Here is a 25,234-nt window from a genome sequence, read left to right on the forward strand (position 1 = left end):
CCCGAGTTCGAAATTCATCGGTCCGGCGCGTTAGGGTCGTGGGGTGACCGCGGTGGAGCTGGGAATCCCGTTCGTGCGCCGCACGATGGACACGTCCGCACGTCCGGACACCCCGCAGCTGGTGGACCGGTTCGGCCGGATCGCCACCGACCTGCGCGTATCCCTCATCGACAAGTGCAACCTCCGCTGCACCTACTGCATGCCCGCCGAGGGCCTGCCGTGGCTCAAGCGCGCGGAGCTGCTCGACACCGCCGAGATGAACCGGCTGATCCGCATCGCCGTCGAGGAGCTCGGGGTGACCGCGGTGCGCTTCACCGGCGGCGAACCGCTGCTGCGGCAGGACCTGGTGGAGGTCATCGCCGCCACCGCCGCGCTGCCCAGCCGCCCGAAGACCTCGCTGACCACCAACGGGATCAACCTCGGCGAGCACGCCGAAGCCCTGGTCAGCGCCGGGCTGAACCGGGTCAACGTCTCGCTGGACACCCTCGACCGCGCGGTGTTCAAGCAGCTGACCAGGCGCGACCGGCTCGACGACGTGCTGGCCGGGCTGGCCGCGGCCAAGCGGATGCGGCTGGAACCGGTCAAGGTCAACGCGGTGCTGATGCGCGGGATCAACGAGCACGAGGCCGGTGACCTGCTGCGCTACTGCATCGAGCACGGCTACCAGCTGCGGTTCATCGAGCAGATGCCGCTGGACGCGCAGCACGAGTGGGACCGCTCGCAGATGATCACCGCCGAGGAGATCCTGGAGCGGCTCAGCGCCGAGTTCGACCTCAGCCCGGACGTCGCCGAGCGCGGCTCGGCACCCGCGGAGCGCTGGCTGGTCGACGGCGGGCCGGCCACCGTGGGCGTGATCGCCTCGGTCACCCGGCCGTTCTGCGCCGCCTGCGACCGGACCCGGCTCACCGCGGACGGACAGCTCCGCCCCTGCCTGTTCTCCACGACGGAGACGGACCTGCGCGGGCCGATGCGCGCCGGGGCCGACGACGCGGAACTGATCCGCTTGTGGCAGGGCACGATGTGGGCGAAAGCCGCTGGGCACGGCATGGACTCGGGCGAGTTCGCGCAGCCGTCCCGGCCGATGAGCGCTATCGGAGGTTGAGCCGATGACGACCCTGCCGGAGCAGGTCGAGACCGCGGTGCAGGTGCGCTACTTCGCGGGCGCGCGCGCCGCTGCCGGAGTTCCGGAGGAGACGGTGCGGCTGGCCGGCCCGGCGACCGTCTCGGACGTCATCGCGGCGGTCCTGGAGCTGCACGGCGACGGGCTGTCGAAGGTGCTGCCCGCCTGCAGCTTCCTGCTCGACGGCGTGGCCGTCCGGGACCGGCTGGCCGAGGTGCCCGCGGAGGCGACGCTCGACGTCCTGCCGCCGTTCGCAGGCGGCTGAACCGCGGCGATCCGGCACCTTATTACTGCGCACGCGTGCGGGCGCGCGCGTGCGCGAATACAACATGGCCTGGCGTGTCGTACATTCCCTTTCAGGTGACATTTCGGCATCATCGCCGACGAAGTCGATCTTGCTGTCGGAGCTGCATCCTTCGACAGCCTTAAGCGAGCCTGATCCAGCGACGCTGATCGCTACCCTCCGCACCGACGCGAACCTTGTTCGTGATCGGTTTCGCACGTCCGCGCACGCCCACCCGGACCGGAACGCCACCCCTCCGGGTGGCGCGAACGAGTGCGACGGAGGTGGCCGGAGGGGAGCAATGTGGTGACCCACGCCTCACCGACGGTGATCGATCTCGACAAGGAAACGACTTGGTAACAACGCTCTGATCAGCAAAAAGAGCTCGGATCGGAGCACCCGTCCCACTTGTTACGTGACCAGCGTCACAGGCAAGAAGATTTGGGATCTCCCCGCCGGTTACGTAGTGTCGCTCCTCGGTCGGCCCCGAACCGATCAGCAAGAGCGGGAAGCCCGCAGCGCCGAACCCTGTCCGGCGGGCTTCCGACCCCCGAAACGAGAAACACCGGACAGGGGCGGGGGACCCAATCCCGGGCTCCCCGAAGCCCTAGGGGTGAAGCCGGTTCCCCCGAGCCGGCCGGGCTGCCTCTCAGCCCGAACCCGACAGCTGACCTCGCAGGCGCGGCAGGAGAGAGGATCATGGCTCGCTACAAGGGCAAGCACCGCAAGCCTTCCAATACCAGCCGCACCGTTGCCCGCGTCGCCGTCGCCGGCGCGGTGGTCGCGTCCCCGATCGCGATCGCCCCGATGGCCAACGCCGCCGACTGGGACACCCTCGCGCAGTGCGAGAGCAGCGGTAACTGGAGCATCAACACCGGCAACGGCTACTACGGCGGGCTGCAGTTCAGCCAGTCCACCTGGGCCGCCTTCGGTGGTTCCCAGTACGCCAGCAGCGCCCACCAGGCCACCCGCGAGCAGCAGATCGCGGTGGCGGAGAAGGTTCTCGCCGCGCAGGGCGCCAACGCCTGGCCGGGCTGCACCGCGAAGACCAACTGGGCCAGCGGCAGCACCAAGACGAGCACCAAGGTGACCCAGAAGAAGGTCACCGCCAAGACCCAGACCAAGACCCAGACGCAGAAGACGACGACCCCGAAGACCACGGTGAAGACCGGCGGCGGGGACTACACCGTCCAGCTGGGCGACACCCTGAGCAAGATCGGTCAGCAGTTCGGCGTCAGCTACCAGCAGATCGCCGAGCGCAACTCGGACGTCATCAGCGACCCGAACCTGATCTTCCCGGGCCAGCAGCTCGACATCAAGTGATCTGGTCGGTCGGCTGAGCCGACCGGCGAGGAGTACGTGTCGTACCCCCCGACACGGCACGTGCTCCACCCCTCTCGGAACCCCCACCGCACGCCCCCAGCGGTGGGGGTTCCGTCATTTCTCGTGTCTGGTGGTCGTTTTGCGTGGCGGTGCAAGTGGCGGAACCTCAGCGCCCGCCTGGACTGCGGGTGCCCGGCTTTATGTATGACCAATACACGGCGGCCGGGCCGTCCTCGCCAGGCGAACGCTGAGAACCCGCGGCGGCGCCAGCTGCGAGGGTGGGCTATGCGCCTGCGGCGCATGCGGCCCGCGCAGCGGAGTACCGGTCGGGCTTCGCGGTAGCTGTTCACCGCCTGACAAAGCCAGTCACTCGGCTTTCCGGCTGAGGTGTTCCCACTTGGCCAGCTCCGCGGTGTAGGCGCGGTTCATCTCGTCGACCATGTCGTAGGCCGCCGAGCCGAGGATCAGGTGCTTCGGGGGTTCGGGCATGTTCACCACCTCCACGACCACTTCGGCCGCTCGCTTCGGGTCGAAGTCCTGCGACTCGGTCCACATGCTCTGGAGCCACTCGCGCAGCGGGGCGTACGCCTCGTGCCCCTCGGCCATCGTCAGGCCGCGGGTGAACAGGTCGGTCTGGTAGCCGCCCGGCCCGAGGATCGTCACCTTGATCCCGAAGCGCTCCACCTCCATCGCCAGCGCCGCGCTCATCGAGTCGAGCGCCGCCTTGCCCGCTCCGTAGATGCCGGTCGACGCGAAACCGCCGACCGAGCCCATCGAGGAGACCTGCAGGATGTGCCCGGAACCCTGCTCGCGCAGGTGCGGCACGACGGCCTGGCTCACCCAGAGCGCTCCGAAGAAGTTGGTGTCCAGGTGCGTCCGGATCTGCTCCTCGGTGAGCTCTTCGAGCATGCCGAGGATCGCTCCCCCGGCGTTGTTGACCACCACGTCGAGCCCGCCGAACGCGGCCACCGCCCGCTCGACGCCCGCGAAGACCGCCGCGCGGTCCGAGACGTCCAGCGAGAACGCGACCAGCCGGCCGTCGCTGGCCGCAGCCAGCTCGTCCAGCGGCGTGACGTCCCTGGCGACGCCGACGACGCGGTCGCCCGCGTCCAGCGCCGCTTCGGTGAAGGCCCGGCCCAGGCCGCGAGCGGCGCCGGTGATGAACCAGGTTCGGGATGAACTGGTGCGCATGATCTTCTCCTGTCTGAGACGATACGGTTCGTCTCGTTGATGGAAGGAGCATGCACCGCGGTCGGCACCGTGTCAAGACGGAACGTCTCGTTTTGGGTTAGGGTGTGCCCATGGCCCAGGAGAAGCGCCCCAGCACCACCCGGCGCAGCGAGCGGTCCCGGACGGCGATCCTGACCGCAGCGCGCGAACTCGTCAGCGAAGTCGGCTACGCCAAGCTGACGATCGAGGCGATCGCCGCCCGCGCGGGCGTCGGCAAGCAGACGATCTACCGCTGGTGGCCGTCGAAGGGCGCGGTGGTGTTCGACTCGATCCTGTCGCTGAGCGAGGGCGCGGACGACGGCGAGATCGCGCTGCCCGACACCGGCGACCTCGAAGCCGACCTCAAGACCGTGCTGCGCGCGACGGTGGCCGAGTTCGCCGACGCCGGGTTCGAAGCGCCGATCCGGGCGCTGCACACCGAGATCATCAGCGATCCGGAGCTCGCCGCGGCCTACCGCGAGAAGATGGAAGCGCCGATGCGGGAGGCGAAGAAGCGGCGGTTGCGCAGCGCGCAGGACTCAGGCCAGCTCGACCCGAACGCCGACCTGGACCTGGTCCTCGACTTCCTCTACTCGCCGCTGACCCAGCGCTGGCTGACGCGTTCCGGCGCGCTCGACGAGGCCTTCGCCGACGCCCTGGTCGACGCCACCCTCCGCGCCTTCAGGGGCAGTTGACCCACTCTTCGGCGCCGTCGTCGAAGACCTGGCGCTTCCAGATCGGCAGCCGCCGCTTGACCTCGTCCACCAGCTCCGAGCAGGCCGCGAAGGCCTGCTTGCGGTGCTCGGCCGCCACCGCGCAGCCCAGCGCGACGTCACCGATCTTGAGCAGGCCGATGCGGTGCGAGACGGCGAGCGAACGCACGCCGTCGAAGCGGGCCGCGATGTCCTGGGCGACCTCCGCGATCACCTCGGAGGCGCTGGGATGCCCGGTGTACTCCAGTTCCTGCACGCCGCGGCCGCCGTCGTGGTCGCGCACCACGCCGCCGAAGGTCACCACCGCACCCGCCGCGCGGTGCTCGACCGAGCGGGCCAGTTCGTCGACGTCGATCACCTGTTCGGTCACGTCGGCCCGCAGGACCTCCGCCGCCGCTCGGGCCGGTGGCGCGTGGTCGCCGCCGTGCAGCTGATCGATGGCGTGCTCCAGCACTCCGTCCAGCACACCGAGGCCGTCCTTGACGCCGCCGCGCGAGCCCGGCAGGTTCACGATCAGCGTCCGCCCGGCGACGCCGGCCAGGCCGCGGGAGAGCACCGCGGTCGGCACCTGCGGCAGCCCGGCGGAGCGGATCGCCTCGGCCAGCCCGGGGATCGGGTAGTCCAGCACCGCCGCGGTGACCTCAGGCGTGCGGTCGCTCGGGTTGATCCCGGTGCCGCCGGTGGTGATCACGACGTCCGCGCCGTCGGCGACCGCGCGGCGCAGCTCCTCGCCCACCGGGTCGCCGTCGGGCACCACGACGGGCTCGGGCACCTCGTACCCGCGGCCGCGCAGCCACTCGACGATCACCGGTCCGGTGCGGTCCGGGTACACACCGGCAGCGGCGCGGTTGGACGCGGCGATCACCCGTGCTGTCCTCGTCATGGAGACCTCCTGTGTGCGGCGGCGAGCGGTCAGGACTCGCGGGTCCAGGTGCCGGTCTTGCCGCCCTCTTTGCGCTCCACCCGGATCTCGTCGAGCGTCGCCGCCGGGTCGACCGCCTTGATCATGTCGTGCAGGGCGAGGCCCGCGACCGCGACCGCGGTCAGGGCCTCCATCTCCACCCCGGTGCGGTCGGTGGTCTTGACCGTCGCGGTGATCCGGACCTCCGCCTCGCCCGGTTCCAGCTCGACCTTCGCTCCGGAGATGGCGATCGGGTGGCACAGCGGGATCAGGTCCGGCGTCCGCTTCGCCGCCATGATGCCCGCGATGCGGGCGGTGGCGATCGCATCGCCCTTGGGCAGGTCGTCCCGGCGCAGCAGGGCGATCACCTCGGCCGTCGTCCGCACCACCCCGGTGGCGACGGCCCGGCGGGCGGTGGCCTCCTTCGCGGACACGTCGACCATCCGGGCAGCACCGGTCTCGTCGACGTGCGTGAGCTCTTCCTGCGCCATGCCCCGAGCCTAGAGCACCCGAAAACCCGCCCGGCGAAGCGAAGGTCCCCCACCGCCGATGACGGAAGGGGACCTTCGACGAGAACCGGTCAGAAGTCGATGTCCTCGGCCATGCTCCACGGGAGGGAGGAGCCGCCCTCGGCGGACGGTTCGCCGGATTTGGCTGCCAGCGCGGCCTTCTTGACCGCCTCGGCGACCGCCGGGGAGACCGCCGAGTCGAAGACGCTCGGGACGATGAACGAGGCGTTGAGGCGCTCGCCGTCGACCACGTCGGCGATCGCGTTGGACGCCGCGATCATCATGTCGTCGGTGATCTGGTGCGCGTGCGCGTCGAGCAGACCGCGGAAGACGCCCGGGAACGCCAGCACGTTGTTGATCTGGTTCGGGTAGTCGCTGCGGCCGGTCGCCACGATCTTGGCGTGCTTCTGCGCCTCGAGCGGGTCGATCTCCGGGTCCGGGTTGGCCAGCGCGAAGACGATCGAGTCGGTGTTCATCGTCGACACGTCGTCGGCGCTCAGCAGGTTCGGCGCCGAGACGCCGATGAACACGTCCGCGCCGCGCACCGCGTCGGAGAGCGTGCCGGTGCGGCCGTCCTTGTTGGTGCCCGCGGCGATGGACTGCAGGTTCGGGTCGGAGTCGCCGCGCCCGGTGTGCACGATGCCGTCGATGTCCACCGCGATGATGTCGGCGGGCTTCTTGTGCTGCAGCAGGCGGATGATCGCCGAACCGGCCGCGCCCACGCCGCACACCACGATGCGGCAGTCGGCGATGTCCTTGTCCACCACGCGCAGGGCGTTGCGCAGCGCGGCGAGCACGACGATCGCGGTGCCGTGCTGGTCGTCGTGGAAGACCGGGATGTTCAGCTTCTCGCGCAGCCGCGCCTCGATCTCGAAGCAGCGCGGGGCCGCGATGTCCTCGAGGTTGATGCCGCCGTAGACCGGGGCGATCAGCTCGACCGCGCGGATGATCTCCTCGGTGTCCTGGGTGTCCAGGCACACCGGCCAGGCGTTGACGCCGGCGAACTTCTTGAACAGCGCCGCCTTGCCCTCCATCACCGGCAGCGCGGCCTCCGGCCCGATGTTGCCCAGGCCGAGCACGGCCGAACCGTCGGTGACCACCGCGACCGCGTTGCGCTTCACGGTCAGGCGGCGGGCGTCCTCCGGGTTCTCCGCGATGGCGGTGCACACCCGCGCGACGCCCGGCGTGTACGCGCGGGACAGGTCGTCGCGGTTGTTCAGCGCGACGCGGGAGTTGACCTCGATCTTGCCGCCGAGGTGGATCAGGAAGGTGCGGTCCGAGATCTTGCGGATCCGGACGCCGGGCAGCGCGTCGAGGACCTCGGCGAGGTCGTTGGCGTGGTCGGCGGACCGCGCGTTGCAGGTGATGTCGACGACGATGCGATCGGCGTGCGACTCGACAACGTCGAACGCCGTGATGACTCCGCCCGCGCGACCGATCGCGCTGGTCAGATCGCCCGCTGCGGTCGTCGACGGCGGAGCCTCGACGCGCACGGTGATCGAATAACCCGGACCTGGAACCGGCATGGCACACCCCTGTCGAGCGGTACGGCTATGGACTTTGTCGGGCGCCGTTCTCCGGCGGCCCGCCGACCGCCGGAGTGGATCGCTCATCCGGGATGCAAGCCCACCGGGCCTGCTGAACGACCAGAACTTCACCCAGCACGAAAAATCCTAAAACTTTCCCGAGTGTGAGCGACGTCCGGCCGGTTACTTCTGAGTTGCCCTTGACAACCCGGATTACTTGTTGATGCGCGTGACCGGGTGAACGTAGGGCACGACGTCCTGGTCGAGCGGGAAGGTGGTGCTGCCGAACGGCGACTCCGCACCCTGCTTGTCGGCCCAGAACTCGCTCACCGCGTGCTCCCCGTCGGTGACCTGCGGCCACGTCGGGTCGATGCGGTCCTTGTTGGTCTTGCCGGCCACGTCGTCCTCCTGTGCATTCCGGCTAACGGTGCAGGTCCAGTTTGCCGGATGTGGTGGTCAACCTCATCCAAGGGTGTGCATGCCCATAGTCCGGCGGACCTCCACGACCCCGCCGAGAGCTGCTTTTGAAGCGGCGCAGCCGCTCAGCCCACCCTCGCAACCGGCACCGCCGCGGGTTCTCAGCGTTCGCCTGGCGAGGACAGCCCGCTCGCCGTGTGTTGGGCATACACAAGAGCGGGCTCCCGGAGTCCAGGCGGGCGCTGAGGTTCCGCTACCCGCGCCGCCACGCAGAACGAGTTCGTCAGTGCAGCTTCTGGGGCTCGGAACCGGCGAGGTGCTGGGTATCGTGGTGGGGATGTCTTCGCTTGCGGAATGGCTGCGGGAACGCGGCGACGAGACCCTCGTGGCGCTGCTGCGCGCTCGTCCGGACCTCGCGACGCCGCCGCCCGCCGACACCTCGGTGCTGGCCACGCGCGTCGGGGTGCGCTCGTCGGTGGCGCGGGCCTGCGAAGACCTGGACTCCTTCGCGCTCTCCACGCTCGAAGCGCTGGTGCTGCTCGACGCCGATCTCAAGCCGGTTCCGCTGGAGGCGGTCGCCGGGATGCTGGGCGGCGAGATCACTCCGCAGCAGGCTCGGCGGGCCGTCGAGCGGCTGCGCCGCCTGGCGCTGACGTGGGGCGATGACGAGGAGCTGGCCATCTCGTCGGCGGCGCGCGAGGTGCTGCCCAACTTCCCGGCCGGGCTCGGCCGCCGGGCCGAGAACCTGACCGAGGACGCCGCGAAGGCCGCGCTCGCCGATCTCGACGAGGAGGAGCGGCGGCTGGTCGGCAAGCTCGCCGCCGGCTCGCCGGTCGGCCAGACCAAGGACGCCGCCAAGCACGTCACGCTCGAGCAGGCGACGAATCCGGTGCAGCGCCTGCTGGCCAAGGGCCTGCTGCTGCGGCGCGACGCCGAGACCGTCGAACTGCCCCGGCAGCTCGCGCTCGCCGTGCGCGGGGAGCACCCGATGGGCGCGGTCGAGCCGGACGAGCCGATCCCGGACCTGACCGGTTCCGACCGGTCGACGGTGGACAGCACCGGCGGTGGCGAGGTGCTGGAGCTGCTGCGGCACGTCGAGGACCTGCTCAACGCCTGGGGCGAGGAGCCGCCGGACGTGCTGCGCTCCGGCGGCGTCGGAGTGCGCGAGCTGCGCCGCACCGCCAAGGCCATTGAGGTCGACGAGGCGCGGCTCGGGCTGCTGGTGGAACTCGCCGTCGCGGCCAACCTCATCGCCAACAGCGAAGCCGCCGAACCGCAGTGGGTGCCGACCTACCAGTCCGACACCTGGCTGGCCTCCCCGCCCGAACAGCGCTGGGCCGCGCTCGCGCAGGCCTGGCTCGACCTGCCGCGGCTGCCCGGCCTGATCGGCGCCCGCGACGAGAAGGACCGCCTGCTCGGCCCGCTGTCCGAAGACCTCCGCCGCCCGCTCGCCCCGAAGGACCGCCGCCGCGTCCTCGACTACCTGGACGAGCTGCCCGGTGGTCACGGCGCCCGGCCCGACGACGTCGCCGCCGTGCTCGCCTGGCGGGCCCCGCGCCGCGGCGGCCGGCTGCGCGACGACCTGGTGCGCTGGATCCTCGCCGAGGCGACCGCGCTCGGCATCGTCGCGCTGCACGCGCTGACCAGCGCCGGACGCGTGCTGCTCGCCGACGGCGCCGCCGGAGCCGCTCGGCTGCTCGCCGACGCGCTGCCCGAACCGCTGGACCACGTGCTGGTGCAGGCCGACCTGACGGTGGTCGCGCCGGGACGCCTCGAACCGGACCTGGCCATCGAGATGAAGCTCGTCGCCGACGTCGAATCCGCGGGCAGCGCAACGGTTTACCGGATCAGCGACGCCAGCGTCCGCCGCGCCCTCGACGCCGGCCACACCGCCGACGACCTGCACGCGCTGTTCCGCAACCGCTCGCGGACCCCGATCCCGCAGGCCCTGACCTACCTGATCGACGACGTCGCCCGCCGCCACGGCCGCCTCCGCGCGGGCACCGCAGCGGCCTTCCTGCGCTGCGACGATCCGCTGCTGCTGGCCGAGATCATGGCCAAACCGGCGAGCGAGGAGCTCGAACTGCGCCGCATCGCGCCCACCGTCCTGGTCAGCCCGCTACCGCTGGCCGACGTGGTGGAAACCTTGCGAGCGGCGGGATTCACGCCGGTGGCCGAAGGCCCCGACGGCAACGTCCTGGACCTCCGGGAGAGCGGCCGCCGAGTGCGCGGCAAGAGCCGCCCGGCAGCGCCGGCGGCGATCGCGCGCCCGAACGCGGAGCAGCTCGCGGAGCTCGTGGCGCAGCTGCGCGCGGGAGACCGCGCAGGGGCGGCGCGGCGCGGGAGCGCCGTGAGCCCCGAGCGCGGGCGTCCGAGCGCGGAGGCGACGCTGCAGCTGCTGCGCGACGCGGCGCGGCAGCGCCGGAGCGTGTGGCTGGGCTTCGTGGACACGCGCGGAGTGCGGAGCGAGCGCGTGGTCCGCCCGGTCAGCGTCGGCGGCGGAGTGCTCCAAGGAGTGGACACCACGAGCGAGGAGCTCGGCCACTACCCGCTCCACCGCATCATGACCGTCGCCGTCGTCGAGGACTGACCACCCGGCCGTCCGGCCACCCGGTCACGCGCTCCACCCGGCCACGAGACCCATCCGACCACGACGAGATCCGTCCGGTCGTGAGGTCCGTCCGGACCGGGGCCGTCCGGCGGCGCGGTCCGGCGGCGCGGTCCGTCGGTACGCAATTTCAATGGAAATTTGACGTCGAATTTCCATTGAAATCGCGGACGTCGCTCACCGGCACCGGCGTGTCGCGTCCCGACACGCCGTAGATCCGCAAGTTCAATTGAAATCGGATGTCTGATTTCAATTGAAATTGCGGACCCGCCTGCGCCCGGCTGGTCGACGGCGCTACTGGGCCGTGGTGGCCATGCGCTGGCGCATGGCGTGGGTGACCAGGGCGATCAGCGCCTGCTTGGTGCTCTCGCGGTTTCGGGCGTCGACGCTGATCATCGGCACCGACGGGTCGATGGTCAGGGCCTCTCGGACGTCCTCCATGCGGTGGTGCATGACGCCGTCGAAGGTGTTCACCGCGACGATGTACGGCAGGCCGCGGTCGTCGAAGAAGTCGATCGAGGCGAAGGCGTCCGCCAGGCGGCGGGTGTCGACCAGCACCACCGCGCCGATCGCGCCCTTCACCAGGTCGTCCCACATGAACCAGAACCGGTGCTGGCCGGGGGTGCCGAACAGGTAGAGGATCAGCTCCGAGTCCAGCGAGACGCGGCCGAAGTCCATCGCCACCGTGGTGGTGACCTTGCCCGGCGTGGCGCTGAGGTCGTCGACCCCGACGCTGGCCTCGGTCATCACCGCTTCGGTGGTCAGCGGCACGATTTCCGAGACCGAGCCGACGAAAGTCGTCTTCCCGACGCCGAACCCGCCGGCGACCACGATCTTCGTCGAGGTCTTCCGGCCGCCGGGCGTCGTGCGGGGATCAGAGCCTGCGAAGCCCACTGAGCACCCTCTCCAAGAACTCCATGGACGGCCGATCGCCGACGACCATGCCGCTGTCGTGAATCAGAACCAGGCCGGTGTCGGCCATGTCGCCGATCAGCACGCGCACCACGCCCAGAGGCAGGCGCAGGTGCGCGGCGACCTCGGCGACGGAACGGGCTTCCAGGCACAGCTCGGAGATCGAGCGGTGCTCGGACCTGGACTGGGCCGCCTGGGTGCGGCCGCGTTCGCTGGTGGTGACCAGCGTTTCGATAGCAAGATCATAATCAGTGCGGGTCCGCCCCCGGGTGCGGGCGTAAGGCCGCACGAGCGAACCGCTGTCGAGCCCGTCGTCCTCCGGCCCGTCGATGCTCGGGATGGCCGGCATCGATCCCGAGATCGACGGCATGGACTGCGAGATCGGTGCCATCGGCTGCGAGATCGACGGCATCGACTGGGAGATCGGGGACATCGACTGCGAGATCGACGGCATGGACACCGAAGGCGGGCCGCCGCCGTCGGTCGGGCGCGGCCGGGCCGGCACCTCCGCGGACGAGTCGTAGCCGGAGCCGAACAGGTCGGCACCGGGGCCGCCGAACAGCGCCCGGTCGTAACCGCCGAGCGAGTCGGAGTTCTGGCCGGACGCGTCGTCCACGAAGTCGTCCTGCCAGGACTCCGCGCTCAACCTCTTGTTGTAGAGGCGGAACAGGTCACCGTCCCAGCTGGGCTCGGAACCGGTGGTCATGGCGAGCTCCCCTCAGCGTTCTCCAGCCGGAGTCACCGGCGGCCCATGCCCTGCAGCTGCGCGCGCAGTTCCGGCGTGAGCTGCCGGCCGACCCGCTCCACGAGCAGGGTCATCTCGTAGGCGACCAGGCCGATGTCGGCGTTGGGCGCGGCGAGCACGGCCAGGCAGGAACCGTCGCTGATGGACATCAGGAACAGGTAGCCCTGCTCCATCTCCACCACGGTCTGGGTGACCTCGCCGGCTTCGAAGCAGCGCGCGGCGCCCTGCGTGAGGCTGACCAGACCGGACGCGACCGCGGAAAGCTGCTCGGCGCGGTCCCGCGGCAAACCTTGTGATCCGGCGAGCAGCAGGCCGTCCGCGGACACGACCACCGAGTGCGCCACGCCGGGAACCCGACGCACGAAGTCGGTGATCAGCCAACTGAAGCTGTTGCTGCTCATCGGTTGCTGCACGGACCCGTTCACTCCTGCTCCTCGGGACGGCTCGGATTCGAGCGGGGTTCGGTGGAAACCGGTTCGGCCTTGGAGTGCCTACCCCGTTTGACACCCTGCTGGAAGTTGGCCATCCGGCCGCGCACGGCGTCCGCCGAGCGCGGGGCGGCTGGCTTGCGGCGCGGAGCCTGCGACGAGCGCGGGGTGACCGAGCCCGGCAGCAGGTTCGTCTTGGGCACCCGCTTGGGCAGCCCGGCCGCGGTGGTCTCCTGGACCTCCGGCGACTGCAGCAGCGCTTCGGCCGCCTTCCAGCCGACGTCGGCGCCGCCCCAGCCGGGGTCGGGCGCGGTGGTGCGCGGGACCTCCGCGACGGGCTCGGCCACCGGTTCGGCGACCGGCTCCGGCTCGGCGGCCGGGGACGGTGCGGGCGGCGTCGGCTTGGCCTCGGCGCCCAGCGGCGAATCGTCCCCGTCGGACTCGCGGAACCACTGCGAGAGCACTGCTTCGTAGATCGGCAGGCGTTGCGTCGGCGCGTCGTCCATCTCCCAGGAAGCCCCTCTCGGCTCGTCGTCGGCGAACGCCGACGACGGGCCAGGGGTGCCCTGGACCGGGCTCCCTTCATGGGCGAAGGTGTCCGGGAACGCGTCCTGCCGGGTTCCGTTGTCGGCGGCGCGCTCGGGGGTCGACCCGTTCAGCGCGCTGCCGTTGTGCGCCGGTTCGTCCAGCTCGGACGGGAACTCCGTCGGGGTGAACTTCGCGGTCTTCTCCGCCTCGAACGGGCTGTGGAAGAGGTCGGCCGGGCTCGCGGGGACCCCGCACTGCCCGTTGGGGATCTCGTCGCTCGGCCACTCCTCGGCGCGGACGTCATCGGCCGCGGGCGCCTGTTCATCCTCCCACCGGGGGACGTCGGTGGCGCCGAACGAATCGCCGGAGGACAGCGTCACCGAGTACTGGGTCGACAGCTCGGTGCCGGATTCCTCCGGTTCGGGCTCCGGTTCCGGCTCCGGGGTGAACGCGGTCGGCTGGTCCAGGCTGAGCTGCGGCAGCGGGGCGCGCTCGGTGGGCGGCTCGGCGGAGCGACCGCCGAACGCGGCGGCCAGCCCGAGGTGCGTGCCGGTCTCGCCGAGCGAGTCGCGGCGCTCGTCGCCCCGGCCGCGCGGCATGTCGGGCATCGGCATCGGGCCGTCCGGGGTGATCTGCACCACGAACTCGCCGGAGAGCCGGACCGTGGCGGTCGCGCCGCCCTCCAGGCCGTCGTTGTTCTGCAGCTCAACGCGGATGTCGTGGCGGCGGGACAGCTGGCCGACCACGAACAGACCCATCCGGCGGGACACCGCGACGTCGATCTCCGGCGGCCGGGTGAGCCGCTCGTTGATGTCGTCGATCTCCTCGGCGTCGATGCCCACACCGCGGTCGCGGATCTCGATGACGAGTTCCTGCCTGCGGTAGGCGGCGCGGACGGTGACCTCGGTGTCCGGGTTGGAGAACACCGTGGCGTTCTCCAGCAGCTCAGCGACCAGGTGCACGAAGTCGTTGACCACGCGGCCCTGGATGGCCAGGTCCAGCGTGTCCACCACGGCGATCCGGGCGTACTGCTCGACCTCGGACACCGCGGCGCCGAGGACCTCGTTGAGCGGCACCGGGCGCATCATCCGGCGGGTGAGGTCGGTGCCGCCGAGGATCAGCAGGTTCTCGTTGTTCCGCCGCATGCGGGTGGCCAGGTGGTCCAGCTCGAACAGGCTGCTCAGCTGGTCCGGGTCCTGCTCGTCCTGCTCCAGCCGGTCGATCAGCGAGAGCTGGCGCTGCACCAGCGTCTGGCTGCGGCGGGCGAGGTTGACGAACAGGTCGTTGATGTTGTTCCGCAGCAGCGCCTGCTCGGAGGCCAGTCGCAGCGCCTGCTGGTTGACCGTGTCGAAGGTGCGGGCGACCTGCCCGATCTCCTCGTTGGTGTGCACCGGGACCGGCGGCACGGTGACCTGGCTGGCCGTGCTCGGGTTCTCGTTCACCCGGCTGATCGCGTCCGGCAGGCTCTGCTGGGCGATCTCCAGCGCGCTGTAGCGCAGGGTGCGCAGCGGGCGCAGCATCGAGCGGGCGATGAACGCCGCCACGCCGAAGGCGACCACCAGCAGCAGCGCCAGCAGGGCGGAGTCGCGGATCAGCGCCCACCACGCGGAGTCGGCCAGCTCGGTGGCGTCCTCGTGGAAGTCGGTCAGCACCGACTCCTCGACCGAGCGCACCAGGTCGGTCCGCTCGCCGGCGGCGCCGCCCCAGGCCTGCGCGGGGACGCCCAGCGAGGCGGACTGGTCGCGTTCCGCGGTGATCAGCGCGGTCTGCTCGATCTGCTCGGTGGTGTCGACCGCGGCACCGGCGACGCGGGCCGCGTAGAGGGCCTGCTGCTCGGAGTTCGCGGAGTTGAGGAACTCGCTGTAGGCGGCCTCGAACCGGGCGTCGGCGGCGCGCATCGCCTCGGTCTGGCCGGTGAGGAACCGATCGCGCAGCGCGGCGCTGAGCAGGATCGAGCGCTGCTGGGCGAGCTGCTCCTTGGCCCGGCCCAGCGCCTCGGAGGCTCGTGCGGTCTGGCTGACCTGCGTGTTCACCGCGGCCGTGGCGACCGTGCGGTTGATCTGCAGCAGGTTGTCGACGACCGAGTTGTAGACGACCAGCGTTTGCGGGCTGGTGAAGTTCGCGTTGATGGTGCCGCGCAGGGCGCCGAGGCTGCCGACGCGGTGCATCGCGCTCTCGTACGACTCGCGAACTTCTGGCGAGAATTCGCCAACGCGGTCCTCGAAACCGCTCAGCGTCGAGACGGCCGCGTCGACCTTGCGGCTCTGCGCCGCGTAGTCGTCGGCCGCCTTCTGTCCGCCGGCGGTGCCCTTGACGGTGGTGAACACGACCGCGAAGTCGCGCTCGCGCTGGAGCTCGTGGGTGAGGTCGGCGGCCTGCTGAGCGAGTTCGACCTGCTCGACGATGGTGCTCAGCCGGGTCTGGGTGGTCAGGCCGTCGTAAACGCGGATGCCACCGACCGCCAGTGCGGCCAACGTCGGCACGAGCAGGACGGCGGCCATCTTGTACCGGAGGCGCCAGTTGCGCAGCCACCAGTTCTTGGTGCGGGTGGCTCCCGGGGGCGCATCGGCTCCGGTGTCGGGGTCGTTGTTGAGCATCCCTGTTTCCTGCGCTGCGGCGGACATGTGCGTCACCGCCACGGACGGCTACCTCTCCGCTCCGCGGCGGTGTTGATCATCGTGCTGGGAGTGCGCCCGCGAACCGGCGTCGCCACGCCGGGTACCCACGAGCGGGCCGACGATTCCCCGGCTCGCGCCGAGCAGCCGCAGACCCTGACTCTGTCAGCCGGGCTTGCCATCACACTCCCTGGTCACAACGTGCATCCCCCGAAGCAAGAGGCCAGTCACCTCGACGGGCGAGACTATACTTAACTGGGCGTCACAAGTCAGGCCCCCAACGCAGGCGTTCATCACACGGTCGAGTGGTATGAACAACATTTGGGCCAATAGTGTGACAACGAGCTAGTTACAGCTGGTTGTGGGCGTTTAGTGAAAGTTCTACAGTTCGGGTGCCCCGCCACCGCCACCGCACCGCCGGGGGCGCGCCGACTGCTCCTCACCCGCATCTGAGCAGCCGGTGATCATCGGTGCCGCCAACCGGACACAGCGCATCAAGGGGCATGCATGCGCTCGGTTGTCGTGCACCGGACAACCCGGCGCGGTTTTCGCACCATGTCGCACCCCGTATCCGAGGAGGAACACATGAGCCCCGTCCACCGCGCCCTCCCCCGCAGGAGCCTGCTGAAACTCGCAGGCGGAGCCGTCACCGCCGGTGCGCTGCTGGGTACGAGCGGCTGCGGACTCCTCGGCGGGTCGCAAGGGGACAGTGGTGGGAACGACCTGGTCGAGAAGCAGAACCTGCGGGTCGGCGCGCTGCCGATCAACGACCTGGCGCCGCTGCACCTGGCCGTGAAGAACGGCTACTTCCAGGAAGTCGGCCTCAACGTTGAGATCGTCAACGCCAACGACGGTAGCGCCGCGCTGGCCAGCACCATCGGCGGCGACTACGACATCACCTACAGCAGCTACGTGCCGTTCTTCACCGCTCAGGCCAGCGGAACCGCGCCGCTGCGGATCGTCGCCGACTGCGCCTCGGCCACGCCGAACAGCACGGTCATCATGACCTCGCCGAAGACCAGCATCCGCAAGCCGCAGGACCTGACGGACAAGAAGATCGCCATCAGCGGTCCGGGCACCATCACCGAGCTGCTGGTCAAGGCCACTCTGGACGCCCACGGCGTGGACTTCAGCAAGGCCGAGCTCACCCCGGTGCCGTTCATGAACATGCCCGCCGCGCTGGACCAGGGCCGCGTCGACGCCGCGATCGTCACCGAGCCCTTCCTCACCATGGCCGCCCGCAACGGTGCGATCCCGGTGGTCGACACCGCCACCGGCCCGCTGGAGGACCTGCCGCTGACCGGCTACGGCGCGACCGCGAAGTTCGTCGACGAGCACCCCAAGACCGTCGCCGCGTTCCAGAAGGTGATGGACCGCGCGGTCGCCGAGGCGCAGGACCGCAGCAAGATCGAGCCGCTGCTGCCGGAGTTCGCGAAGATCGACAAGGAGACGGCGGCGATCATCACGCTGCTGAAGTTCAACTCCCACGCCGACGCGACCCGCCTGCAGCGCGTGCCGCGCCTGATGAAGCAGTTCGGCTTCATCAACACCGACATCAACGTCGAAGAGATGATCGTCACCCCCAAGGCGTGAACCGACCGGCGGTGAGCGCGGAATCGCCGAGCGCGATTCCGCTCTCCCGCCCGCTCCGGTTCTCCTGGGGTTTCCCGGGAATTGGCACCGCGTTGCCATTCGCCGTTCAAGGTCCGCCCCGAGGGCCGCACCTCCCACCACGAATGCTGCAATTCGCGCACACCGACGAAAACCGCCGGGCGCACCACCACAGAGCTGATATCGGGAAATGACGAAAACACTCCGGGGACTGCTCGGGCTGCTGGGCTTCCTGCTCGTCTGGGAAGCCTTCAGCTGGTCCGGAACCGTTCCCCAGCAATACTTTCCGCCACCGTCCACAGTGCTCATGAGGCTCGCCGAGCTGCTCGGCGACCGGAACTTCCTGCTCGACGTGATCGCCAGCGTGCTGGCCTGGGCGATCTCACTGGGCATCGCCATCGCGATCGCCGTCCCGGCCGGACTGCTGCTGGGCAGCATCCGAAGCATCCGGGTGGCCACCCGCTCGATCATCGAGTTCCTCCGCCCGATCCCGTCGGTGGCGCTGATCCCGCTGGCGATCGTGCTGGTCGGCGCGGGGCCGGAGACCAAGATCACGCTCGCGGTCTACGCCGCGGTGTGGCCGATCCTGTTCAACACCATCTACGCGCTGGACGAGATCGACCCGGTCATGGTCGACACCGCCCGCTCCTTCGGCCTCGGCCGCGGTCGCGTGATGTTCACCGTGGCGCTGCCCAACGCGGCGCCGTTCGTGCTCACCGGCATCCGGATGTCCGCCGCGGTGGCGCTGATCCTGGTGGTCAGCACCGAGTTCCTGGCGGGCGGCAGCAGCGGGCTGGGCAACTTCGTGCTCGACGCCAGCTCCGGCGCGGGCCGGATGGACCTGGTCATGGCGGGCACGCTGGTCGCGGGCATCATCGGCTACCTGATCAACGAGGCGCTGGAACTGCTGCACAAGCGCGGCCTGCGCTGGAGCACGGTGGATCGGGAGGCAGCGTGAGCAAGCTTCAGGGATTCCTGCGCCGCTGGCTGGTCTTCATCATCGCGATCGTGTTGTGGGAGCTGGCGACGCGCTTCGCGCAGAACCCGTTCTTCCCGCCGCCGACGCGGATCCTGGAAGCCGCCGGTGAGAAGTGGTTCAGCGGCCCGGCTTCCTCGCTGTTCCTGACCGACGAGGTCTTCAGCGACCTGCTCGCCAGCCTCGGCCGGGTGTTCGCCGGCTGGCTGATCGCGGTGGTCGTCGGCGTCGGGCTGGGCACGCTGCTCGGCCGCTCCCGCACCGGGATGGACTACTTCGGGCCGCTGATGGCGTTCATGCGGGCCATCCCGCCGCCGGTGCTGGTCCCGGTGTTCCTGGTGCTGCTGGGCATCGGCACCGAGATGCAGATCACCGTGATCGTCTTCGGCGTGATGTGGCCGATCCTGCTCAACACGGTGGACGGCGTGCGCTCGGTCGACCAGGTCAAGGTGGACACCGCCCGGTCGTTCCGGATCCCGCGCTCGCACTGGGTGTTCGGCGTGGTGCTGCCCGCCGCGACCCCGAAGATCTTCGCCGGGCTGCGGGTGAGCCTGTCGCTGGCGCTGGTGCTGATGGTCGTCTCGGAGCTGGTCGGCTCCACCAACGGCATCGGCTACCGGCTGATCTTCGACCAGCGGGCGTTCGACCTGCCCGCCATGTGGGCGGGCATCGTCCTGCTGGGCGTGCTCGGATACCTGCTGAACACCCTGCTGCTCGCGGTGGAGCGCCGCGCGCTGAGCTGGCAACCGTCGGCGAACGTAGTCGGAGGCTGAATCGTGAAGACCGAAACCAAGACCATGCTGGAAGTCTCCGGGCTCGGCCACCGCTACGGGGGCGCGAACGGCCACCAGGCCATCGCCGACCTGACCTTCCAGGTGCGCACCGGTGAGCTGGCCTGCATCGTCGGCCCGTCCGGCTGCGGCAAGTCGACCATGCTGCGCTCCATCTCCGGGCTGATCAAGCCGACCAGCGGCAAGGTGGAGCTCAACGGCTCCCCGGTCAACGGCGTGCCCGAGGACCTGGCCGTGGTGTTCCAGGACTACAGCCGCTCGCTGTTCCCCTGGCTGTCGGTGCGCTCCAACGTGGAGTTCCCGCTGCGCTCCCGCGGCGTGAGCAAGGCCGAGCGGCGCGAGCGCGCCGACGAGGTGCTCGAGTGGGTGGGCCTGTCGGCGGCGGCGAAGAAGTACCCGTGGCAGCTCTCCGGCGGCATGCAGCAGCGGGTGTCGATCGCCCGCGCGCTGGCCTGCCGCCCGGCGCTGCTGCTGATGGACGAGCCGTTCGCCTCGGTGGACGCCCAGACCCGCTTCGAGCTGGAGGACCTGCTGCTGCGGGTGCGCAAGCAGTTCGACAGCACGGTCCTGCTGGTCACCCACGACATCGACGAGAGCATCTACCTGGCGGACCGGGTGTTCGTGCTGTCGAAGTCCCCGGCCAGCGTGGTGGCGGACCTGGAGATCCCGCTCGGCGACGAGCGCGACCAGATCACCACCCGCGAGTCGGAGACCTTCGTCCACCTCCGCAGCGAGGTGGCCCGCCTCCTCGACGTCCGCACCGCCGCGGCCCCCAAGCCCGCGCCGGAGGCGGCGGAGGAGCCGGAGGCATCGGAGCCGGAGGCCGAGGCGGAGTCGGAGGCCGACGAGAAGCCTGCGGAGGCGGCAGCCGACGCGGCGGCGGAGTCCGATGTGGACGAGCAGAAGGCCGACGCCGATGAGAAGTCCGCGGACGACGCGGAGAAGTCGACGGCGAAGCAGTGGGCGGAAGCGGAGCAGGCCGAAGCGGCCGAAACCGCCAAGCGCAACTGACGAAACAGCCGAAGGGCGCCTTCGACCGGCACAACCGGATCGAAGGCGCCCTTCGCGTTCCCCGACGGAGCCGGGGCGACATCACCGCTCGAACCGACCGGCCTTCACAGCGCCGATGAACGCCGACCACTGCCCACGATCAGCCACGAAGAACCCGGCGGCGCGGTCCTTGGTATCGCGCACCGCAGCGCCATCGGCTAACGCACCGACCTCGACGCATGCGGTGTTGTTGCTTGAGTAGCGAGACTTGCGCCAGTTCAATGGCTCCTCGCTGGCACGACGAGCTCCGTGACGTGACAAGCCGTGAGTACTTTGGGGTGTCATAGCACCACAAAGTACTCACGGCAACATCCTCACCGAACGAATCGGTCGGCCTTCACAGCGCCGATGAACGCCGACCACTGCCCGCGATCAGCGACGAAGTAACCAGCGGCGCGGTCCTTGGTATCGCGAACCGCAGCGCCGTCGGCTAACGCACCGACCTCGACGCAGTTGGTCTGGTTTCCGCTGTAGCTGGACTTGCGCCAGTTTCCGACCTTGTTCATTCCGCACGCTCCATGTCGTCAGCGATTTGCCTGATCAGCGCAGTGGTGAGGTCCACGCTCAAGGCATCTCCGCGGAGAGTATCCGCTGCAGCCTGGTAGTCCCGGACGTCGTTTGCGTCAGTGATGGTCGTGCTCGAACGGTAGTGCTCAAGGTGCACGACCGGCTTCGCACGGTCGAACTCGATCAACACGAACGGCCCCTCCAGCGCTGGCGAGTACCGGCAGTCGATCGGGATCGCATGAATGCTGACGTTGTCCCGCCCAGCCCATTTCTCGAGGTGGCGGAGCTGGTCGAGCATCACGCCACGGTCACATGGCGGGTAGCGCAGCGCGTGCTCACCGATGAAGGCGACCAGCTCCACCGGGTTTCGACGCGTAAGCACGTCTCGTCGGCCGAGCCGGAAGGTCACCCGCCGATCGGCCTCTCCACGTGTGGTTCCGGAGCCGATCATGATCGACCGCGCGTAGTCCGCGGTTTGCAGAAGTCCAGGAACGAGCAGCGGTTGGACATCGGTGATCGTTCGTGCGGTTCGCTCGTACTCGGTCAATGCCGCTAGCTGACGATCAACACCCGGAGCCACCCAGTTTGGATCACCGGCGTCCTTGGCGAGTTGCAGCAGTCGCTCGCGCACTTCACCAGTCACACCGAGGATGCCCAGAACGGCACCGGCGTCGGCCTCGCTCGGCGTGAGCTTGCCGTTCTCCCAGCGCGATACGTGAGTGTGCGAGCGCCCCAACTTCGCGCCGAGCGCTTGCATCGACATCCCGGCCGCTTTGCGCGCTGCACGCAGCTCTGCTCCGAGCTGTCTCGCTCGCGGTGTGTCAGCGGTGCTGGCCATGCCCGAATCCTAACGACGCCCCTCACCTCGATCACGATCACGCGATCGTGCAATTGCCAGCGCTGTGCATGCACATCCATTCTGTGCATGCACAAAACGATGATCGAAAGGTGAATCGATGTACCCGTTCCACTGGGTCCCTGCTGCTGGGCAGCGGCATGCGAGTACCGATCGGCGGCCGGAGGGAGCTTTGGCGTATCCCAGCGGGACTTCCGTGACGACGTTGTGCCGGGAGCAGGTCATCGCCGACAACTCCGAGATCGGCTGGCTGTGGCCCACCTGCGACAGCTGCAACACCGAAGCGCACCGGATCGCCCGGGAACTCCCCACCACCTCGACCGGACGGAGCATCTGACATGGCCACCGCACTGCCCGGCATCATCATGATCACCGCAGGTGTCGCGTTCTACCTGCTCGCGATCTACTGGAACACCCACCGCCCGCAGCACTCCGGCAGCGGCGAAGGCGCCCTGACGGTGCACCAGCTCATCGCCCACGTCGAAGCCGAACGCCGCCAACGCGAACGAACCGGCCGCCACCGCCTCCGCGAACCCGGCCCCCAACCACCACCGTCCACTCCGGACGCTCCCCCACCACTCGAACTCCACCACCGCGCCCACGAAGCGCTCCGCCACCTGTAGCACCGCGCGATTTCCCGCGAAATCGCCCACGAGCCAGAGCCCGGCCGCAGCATGCCCCCGACCACGCGGCCAGGGCTCTGCCGGCCGGTCGGCGCAGCGCCCCTCCCCGACGCGCCGACCGGCCACCCCCGTTCAGAATCCACCCGGTGAACGGCATCCAACGCGAAAAGCCCGTGAGTATTTCGTGTCGCTATGGCAGCACAAAACACTCACGGGCCCTGTGCAGGCGGAACCGCATGTCGGCCGCTGGCGCTGCGTTGGCGCCGCCGCGCAGCGCCTATGCGCCGAGGTGCGTTCGTGCGGCCTCGAGTGCTGTGTCGAGTGCCTGGTCCGCTGGGACGGGTACGTCGGGGACCACTCCGACGCCTTCCCAGTTGGTGCCGGTGACGCTGTTGATGGTCCGGGCGGTCGGCACGGTCACGAGGATGTGTTCGGTGACCGCGTGGCGGGCCGTCGGGTGCGCGCCGCCTCGTGTCGTCTCGCCGATGAGCTCAGCTCGGCCATGCGCCTGGAGGGTGTACGCCACGTCCTCGCCTCCGGAGAACGTGATCGCGCTGGTGAGCACGTAGACCGGACGGCCCGTGTAACGCGGCGCAGGCAGGTGCGCGATCGTCCAGTACTGCCGCGTGATGCCGGTGGACCGCTCGTAGATGTCGTTGAGGTGCACTTGGTCGTCGTGGAAGAAGTAGCTGCACCACATCGCAGCGCCTTCCGGTGCCCCGCCGTGACATGCGCGGAGATCCAGGATGAGCGCGGAGCTGCCGACGACCAGTTGCATTGCCGCGCCGATCGCAGCGGCACCCTCCTCAGCGGAAGCAATGCGCCGGACGTCGATGAGCCCGATGTTCCCGTCCAAGTGCTCGACGCGGCGGATCCCCTGGTTCTCGGCCCTGAGCAGTGCGAGGAACGCGGCCTGTCCCCCGTCCTCGTCCGCCGGTTCCAGAGACTGGGGCTCGTCCGACCAGAGCAGCCGCAGATGCTTGTCCGGACATGCCTCCTGAAGGTGAGCGGTCACCGCCTCGCACAGGGCGGGCCCGTCCAAGTCGGCGTACTCACCGGCTGCGAGACGGCGCCGGATCGCGCCGTCGATGTCCACGACCTTCTCGGGAAAGACGTACCCCGCCTCGATCCGATCCAGAGCTTGCCCGACTACCTGTTCACTTGTAAGCACAGCGGGCAATGCTAGATCGCCGACCGGCCACCCCCGTTCAGAATCCACCCGGTGAACGGCATCCGACGCGAAAAGCCCGTGAGTGTTTTGTGTCGCTATGGCAGCACAAAACACTCACGGGCCCTGTGCAGGCGGAACCGGTGATCAGTACAGGTAGCGCTGGTTCGGGTCGACCTTGACGTGGAGGAGGGTCGGGCCCTGCTTGTCGGTGGCGAACTCCTCGGTGAGGGCTTCGGCCAGCTCCTCCGGGGTTTCGATCAGCTTCGACGGGCAGCCGAGGCTGGTCGCCAGGGCCGTGAAGTCGATGCCGCCGAGCTCCACGCCGGGCAGCTTGGCGCCGCCCGCCGCCTCGCCCAGGACCGCCACCGCCGCGTAGCGCGAGTTGTCCATGATCACGAAGGTGACCGGCGCCTGCTCGCGCACCGCCGTCCACACCGACTGGATGCCGTACATGCTGGAGCCGTCGCCCAGCAGCGCCACCGTGCGCCGCTTCGGGTCGGCCATCGCCACGCCGACCGCCGCGCAGATGCCGTAGCCGAGCGCACCGGAGAAGCCGGTGAAGAACCCGCCGTCGGTCGACCGGATCGGGAAGTGCTCGTGCAGGTCGTTGCGGTGGCTGGGCGTCTCCTCCACCACCGCCGCGTCCGCGGGCAGCGCCTCGGAGATCGCGTCGAACACGTAGGCCGCGCTCAGCGGCGTGGCCGCGACCGGCTTCTCCGGCCGGGCGTAGGTCTGCGGCGCGGGCCGCTGCACGTCCTCGACCTGCGCGTTCACCTGCTGCACCGCGTGCGCCAACGTGCTCAGCACGCCGCGCCCCTGGCGGGCCCGGGCCAGCACCTCCGGGTCGTCGTGCACCAGGAACATCTCCGGGAGCTCGACCTCGCTCTCGCCGCGGTACACGTGGTAGGTGAACGCGGGCGCGCCCCACACCACGACCAGGTCGTACTCGGCCAGCTCCGCGGTGAGCGCGCGCTGCTCGGGCTGCAGGAACCCGGCGAACTGCGGGTGGTCCTCCGGGAAGGAGCAGCGCGGCGACATCGGCGCCACCAGCACCGCCGCCTTCGACTTCTCGGCCAGCTGCACCATCTCGTCGACCGCCTGGTCGCCGTCCACCGCCGGGCCGACCACGAACGCCGGGCGCTCGCAGCCGCGCAGCGCCTCGACCAGCTCGGACACCGCGGCCGGATCCGGCGCGAAGCCGGGAGTGCGCGGCCGGGCGGGCACCGGGACGCCGGGCTGGTCCCAGTCGTCGGCCGGGATGGACAGGAACACCGGGCCGTACGGCGGCGTGGTGGCCAGCTGGTAGGCGCGCACCAGCGCGGCGGGCACGTCCTCGGCGCGCGCGGGCTCGTAGCTCCACTTCACGTACGGCTGCGGGAAGTTCGGCGCGTCGGTGGCGCCGAGGAACGGTTCGCCGAACATCAGGCTGCGGGTCTGCTGGCCCGCGGTAATGATCATCGGCGTGCGGTTGCGGTAGGCGGTGAAGATCGCGCCGAGCGCGTGCCCCACCCCGCCCGCGGAGTGCAGGTTGACCAGCACCGGCTCGCGGCGCGCCTGCGCGTAACCGTCGGCCATCGCGACCACCGCGGACTCCTGCAGGCCGAGCACGTACCGGAAGTCGTCCGGCCAGCCGGTCAGGAACGGCACCTCGGTCGTGCCCGGGTTCCCGAACACGGTGGTCAACCCGAGTTCCCGCATCAGGGTCCGGGTGATGTTACGGACCGTGCGGTCCTCGCTGCGCATCGAAGCCTCCCTCATCATGCGAACAACCCCGCTCACCTGCGAGGTTGTCCCTGCAACGAGAACACATCA

General features: G+C 69.8%; 24 protein-coding genes, 1 pseudogene and 1 riboswitch. Of the genes and pseudogenes, 11 read left to right on the forward strand and 14 right to left on the reverse strand.

What is annotated here, in order from left to right; all coding sequences use genetic code 11:
- Positions 1–43 precede the first annotated feature (43 nt).
- The 3 genes from moaA to ATL45_RS10035 all read left to right on the forward strand — a co-directional run bounded on the left by moaA (position 44) and on the right by ATL45_RS10035 (position 2,726).
- A complete protein-coding gene (gene moaA, locus ATL45_RS10025) occupies positions 44–1,102 on the forward strand; it encodes a GTP 3',8-cyclase MoaA (protein ID WP_246025260.1) in 1,059 nt (352 codons plus the stop codon).
- Positions 1,103–1,106: 4 nt separating this feature from the next.
- On the forward strand, positions 1,107–1,385 hold the full coding sequence (locus tag ATL45_RS10030) for a MoaD/ThiS family protein (protein ID WP_093158291.1): 279 nt from the start codon (positions 1,107–1,109) through the stop codon (positions 1,383–1,385).
- 571 nt (positions 1,386–1,956) lie between these two features.
- Positions 1,957–2,101: riboswitch (cyclic di-AMP (ydaO/yuaA leader) on the forward strand.
- Position 2,102: 1 nt separating this feature from the next.
- Positions 2,103–2,726 carry a transglycosylase family protein gene (locus ATL45_RS10035; protein ID WP_093158293.1) on the forward strand — a complete coding sequence of 208 codons (624 nt, stop codon included), beginning with the start codon at positions 2,103–2,105 and terminating at the stop codon, positions 2,724–2,726.
- A 366-nt stretch (positions 2,727–3,092) separates the two neighbouring features.
- Here the strand turns inward: ATL45_RS10035 and ATL45_RS10040 are convergent, their stop codons facing one another.
- Positions 3,093–3,917: an SDR family NAD(P)-dependent oxidoreductase gene (locus ATL45_RS10040; RefSeq protein ID WP_093158296.1), complete on the reverse strand. Its 825-nt coding sequence runs from the start codon at positions 3,915–3,917 to the stop codon at positions 3,093–3,095.
- 110 nt (positions 3,918–4,027) lie between these two features.
- On the opposite strand from ATL45_RS10040, the gene ATL45_RS10045 reads away from it, so the two are divergent.
- On the forward strand, positions 4,028–4,630 hold the full coding sequence (locus tag ATL45_RS10045; protein ID WP_093158298.1) for a TetR/AcrR family transcriptional regulator: 603 nt from the start codon (positions 4,028–4,030) through the stop codon (positions 4,628–4,630).
- On the opposite strand, the gene ATL45_RS10050 is transcribed toward ATL45_RS10045, so the two are convergent.
- From ATL45_RS10050 to ATL45_RS10065, 4 genes are all read right to left on the reverse strand, one after another.
- The gene (locus ATL45_RS10050) at positions 4,617–5,531 is read right to left on the reverse strand and encodes a molybdenum cofactor biosynthesis protein MoaE (protein ID WP_093158301.1); all 915 of its coding nucleotides are present in this window, start codon (positions 5,529–5,531) and stop codon (positions 4,617–4,619) included. The two genes, ATL45_RS10045 and ATL45_RS10050, sit on opposite strands and share 14 nt — an antisense overlap.
- A gap of 29 nt (positions 5,532–5,560) precedes the next feature.
- Positions 5,561–6,040 (reverse strand): cyclic pyranopterin monophosphate synthase MoaC, encoded by a 480-nt coding sequence (gene moaC / locus ATL45_RS10055; RefSeq protein ID WP_093158304.1) that lies wholly within the window; start codon positions 6,038–6,040, stop codon positions 5,561–5,563.
- 89 nt (positions 6,041–6,129) lie between these two features.
- Positions 6,130–7,584, reverse strand: a complete 1,455-nt coding sequence (locus ATL45_RS10060) for an NAD-dependent malic enzyme (RefSeq protein WP_093158307.1) — start codon at positions 7,582–7,584, stop codon at positions 6,130–6,132.
- 213 nt (positions 7,585–7,797) lie between these two features.
- The gene (locus tag ATL45_RS10065) at positions 7,798–7,983 is read right to left on the reverse strand and encodes a hypothetical protein (RefSeq protein ID WP_093158309.1); all 186 of its coding nucleotides are present in this window, start codon (positions 7,981–7,983) and stop codon (positions 7,798–7,800) included.
- Positions 7,984–8,332: 349 nt separating this feature from the next.
- On the opposite strand from ATL45_RS10065, the gene ATL45_RS10070 reads away from it, so the two are divergent.
- Positions 8,333–10,591, forward strand: a complete 2,259-nt coding sequence (locus ATL45_RS10070; protein WP_177242088.1) for a helicase-associated domain-containing protein — start codon at positions 8,333–8,335, stop codon at positions 10,589–10,591.
- Between the two features lie 312 nt (positions 10,592–10,903).
- On the opposite strand, the gene ATL45_RS10075 is transcribed toward ATL45_RS10070, so the two are convergent.
- From ATL45_RS10075 to ATL45_RS10090, 4 genes are read right to left on the reverse strand one after another with little or no spacing between them, the layout of a single operon-like run.
- Positions 10,904–11,503 (reverse strand): GTP-binding protein, encoded by a 600-nt coding sequence (locus ATL45_RS10075; protein WP_093158312.1) that lies wholly within the window; start codon positions 11,501–11,503, stop codon positions 10,904–10,906.
- The gene (locus ATL45_RS10080) at positions 11,484–12,227 is read right to left on the reverse strand and encodes a DUF742 domain-containing protein (RefSeq protein WP_093158316.1); all 744 of its coding nucleotides are present in this window, start codon (positions 12,225–12,227) and stop codon (positions 11,484–11,486) included. Before ATL45_RS10080 ends, ATL45_RS10075 begins: the two co-directional genes overlap by 20 nt.
- A gap of 32 nt (positions 12,228–12,259) precedes the next feature.
- A complete protein-coding gene (locus ATL45_RS10085) occupies positions 12,260–12,667 on the reverse strand; it encodes a roadblock/LC7 domain-containing protein (RefSeq protein WP_175548002.1) in 408 nt (135 codons plus the stop codon).
- 20 nt (positions 12,668–12,687) lie between these two features.
- Positions 12,688–15,819, reverse strand: a complete 3,132-nt coding sequence (locus ATL45_RS10090; RefSeq protein ID WP_093158322.1) for a sensor histidine kinase — start codon at positions 15,817–15,819, stop codon at positions 12,688–12,690.
- 603 nt (positions 15,820–16,422) lie between these two features.
- Between ATL45_RS10090 and ATL45_RS10095 the strand changes: the two genes are divergently transcribed.
- The 4 genes and pseudogenes from ATL45_RS10095 to ATL45_RS10110 all read left to right on the forward strand — a co-directional run.
- The gene (locus tag ATL45_RS10095; RefSeq protein WP_093158325.1) at positions 16,423–17,430 is read left to right on the forward strand and encodes an ABC transporter substrate-binding protein; all 1,008 of its coding nucleotides are present in this window, start codon (positions 16,423–16,425) and stop codon (positions 17,428–17,430) included.
- A gap of 208 nt (positions 17,431–17,638) precedes the next feature.
- Complete coding sequence (locus tag ATL45_RS10100; RefSeq protein ID WP_093158327.1) at positions 17,639–18,406, forward strand: ABC transporter permease; 768 nt, start codon at positions 17,639–17,641, stop codon at positions 18,404–18,406.
- The gene (locus ATL45_RS10105; protein WP_093158330.1) at positions 18,403–19,197 is read left to right on the forward strand and encodes an ABC transporter permease; all 795 of its coding nucleotides are present in this window, start codon (positions 18,403–18,405) and stop codon (positions 19,195–19,197) included. Before ATL45_RS10100 ends, ATL45_RS10105 begins: the two co-directional genes overlap by 4 nt.
- A 24-nt stretch (positions 19,198–19,221) precedes the next feature.
- A pseudogene (locus ATL45_RS10110) lies at positions 19,222–19,965 on the forward strand (ABC transporter ATP-binding protein); the annotation flags it as partial.
- Between the two features lie 342 nt (positions 19,966–20,307).
- Here the strand turns inward: ATL45_RS10110 and ATL45_RS10115 are convergent.
- The 3 genes from ATL45_RS10115 to ATL45_RS10125 form a co-directional block, all read right to left on the reverse strand.
- Positions 20,308–20,487 carry a DUF397 domain-containing protein gene (locus tag ATL45_RS10115; protein ID WP_246025261.1) on the reverse strand — a complete coding sequence of 60 codons (180 nt, stop codon included), beginning with the start codon at positions 20,485–20,487 and terminating at the stop codon, positions 20,308–20,310.
- Positions 20,488–20,579: 92 nt separating this feature from the next.
- Positions 20,580–20,771 (reverse strand): DUF397 domain-containing protein, encoded by a 192-nt coding sequence (locus ATL45_RS10120; RefSeq protein ID WP_093158336.1) that lies wholly within the window; start codon positions 20,769–20,771, stop codon positions 20,580–20,582.
- Positions 20,768–21,610: a helix-turn-helix domain-containing protein gene (locus tag ATL45_RS10125; protein WP_093158339.1), complete on the reverse strand. Its 843-nt coding sequence runs from the start codon at positions 21,608–21,610 to the stop codon at positions 20,768–20,770. Before ATL45_RS10125 ends, ATL45_RS10120 begins: the two co-directional genes overlap by 4 nt.
- Positions 21,611–21,728: 118 nt before the next feature.
- Here ATL45_RS10125 and ATL45_RS10130 point away from each other — a divergent pair, with 118 nt between their 5' ends.
- Positions 21,729–21,965, forward strand: coding sequence for an HC3 family zinc finger protein (locus tag ATL45_RS10130; protein WP_093158341.1), 237 nt, complete (start codon positions 21,729–21,731; stop codon positions 21,963–21,965).
- 1 nt (position 21,966) lies between these two features.
- Positions 21,967–22,251, forward strand: coding sequence for a hypothetical protein (locus tag ATL45_RS10135; protein ID WP_093158344.1), 285 nt, complete (start codon positions 21,967–21,969; stop codon positions 22,249–22,251).
- Positions 22,252–22,528: 277 nt separating this feature from the next.
- Here ATL45_RS10135 and ATL45_RS10140 read toward each other — a convergent pair whose 3' ends face one another.
- Together ATL45_RS10140 and mdlC are read right to left on the reverse strand one after the other, a co-directional pair.
- Positions 22,529–23,470 (reverse strand): S41 family peptidase, encoded by a 942-nt coding sequence (locus ATL45_RS10140; protein WP_246025262.1) that lies wholly within the window; start codon positions 23,468–23,470, stop codon positions 22,529–22,531.
- A 96-nt stretch (positions 23,471–23,566) separates the two neighbouring features.
- The gene (gene mdlC / locus ATL45_RS10145) at positions 23,567–25,165 is read right to left on the reverse strand and encodes a benzoylformate decarboxylase (RefSeq protein ID WP_093158347.1); all 1,599 of its coding nucleotides are present in this window, start codon (positions 25,163–25,165) and stop codon (positions 23,567–23,569) included.
- Between the last annotated feature and the right edge of the window lie 69 nt (positions 25,166–25,234).

The sequence above is a fragment of the Saccharopolyspora antimicrobica genome (assembly GCF_003635025.1).
In the GTDB taxonomy this organism is placed as follows: domain Bacteria; phylum Actinomycetota; class Actinomycetes; order Mycobacteriales; family Pseudonocardiaceae; genus Saccharopolyspora; species Saccharopolyspora antimicrobica.

Coding starts and splice junctions, on each gene's coding strand:
- ATL45_RS10030 (WP_093158291.1), top strand. CDS start 1,107: ATGACGACCCTGCCGGAGCAGGTCGAGACCGCGGTGCAGGTGCGCTAC.
- ATL45_RS10035 (WP_093158293.1), top strand. CDS start 2,103: ATGGCTCGCTACAAGGGCAAGCACCGCAAGCCTTCCAATACCAGCCGC.
- ATL45_RS10040 (WP_093158296.1), bottom strand. CDS start 3,917: ATGCGCACCAGTTCATCCCGAACCTGGTTCATCACCGGCGCCGCTCGC.
- ATL45_RS10045 (WP_093158298.1), top strand. CDS start 4,028: ATGGCCCAGGAGAAGCGCCCCAGCACCACCCGGCGCAGCGAGCGGTCC.
- ATL45_RS10050 (WP_093158301.1), bottom strand. CDS start 5,531: ATGACGAGGACAGCACGGGTGATCGCCGCGTCCAACCGCGCCGCTGCC.
- moaC (WP_093158304.1), bottom strand. CDS start 6,040: ATGGCGCAGGAAGAGCTCACGCACGTCGACGAGACCGGTGCTGCCCGG.
- ATL45_RS10060 (WP_093158307.1), bottom strand. CDS start 7,584: ATGCCGGTTCCAGGTCCGGGTTATTCGATCACCGTGCGCGTCGAGGCT.
- ATL45_RS10080 (WP_093158316.1), bottom strand. CDS start 12,227: ATGACCACCGGTTCCGAGCCCAGCTGGGACGGTGACCTGTTCCGCCTC.
- ATL45_RS10085 (WP_175548002.1), bottom strand. CDS start 12,667: ATGAGCAGCAACAGCTTCAGTTGGCTGATCACCGACTTCGTGCGTCGG.
- ATL45_RS10090 (WP_093158322.1), bottom strand. CDS start 15,819: ATGCTCAACAACGACCCCGACACCGGAGCCGATGCGCCCCCGGGAGCC.
- ATL45_RS10095 (WP_093158325.1), top strand. CDS start 16,423: ATGAGCCCCGTCCACCGCGCCCTCCCCCGCAGGAGCCTGCTGAAACTC.
- ATL45_RS10100 (WP_093158327.1), top strand. CDS start 17,639: ATGACGAAAACACTCCGGGGACTGCTCGGGCTGCTGGGCTTCCTGCTC.
- ATL45_RS10120 (WP_093158336.1), bottom strand. CDS start 20,771: ATGAACAAGGTCGGAAACTGGCGCAAGTCCAGCTACAGCGGAAACCAG.
- ATL45_RS10125 (WP_093158339.1), bottom strand. CDS start 21,610: ATGGCCAGCACCGCTGACACACCGCGAGCGAGACAGCTCGGAGCAGAG.
- ATL45_RS10130 (WP_093158341.1), top strand. CDS start 21,729: ATGTACCCGTTCCACTGGGTCCCTGCTGCTGGGCAGCGGCATGCGAGT.
- ATL45_RS10135 (WP_093158344.1), top strand. CDS start 21,967: ATGGCCACCGCACTGCCCGGCATCATCATGATCACCGCAGGTGTCGCG.
- mdlC (WP_093158347.1), bottom strand. CDS start 25,165: ATGCGCAGCGAGGACCGCACGGTCCGTAACATCACCCGGACCCTGATG.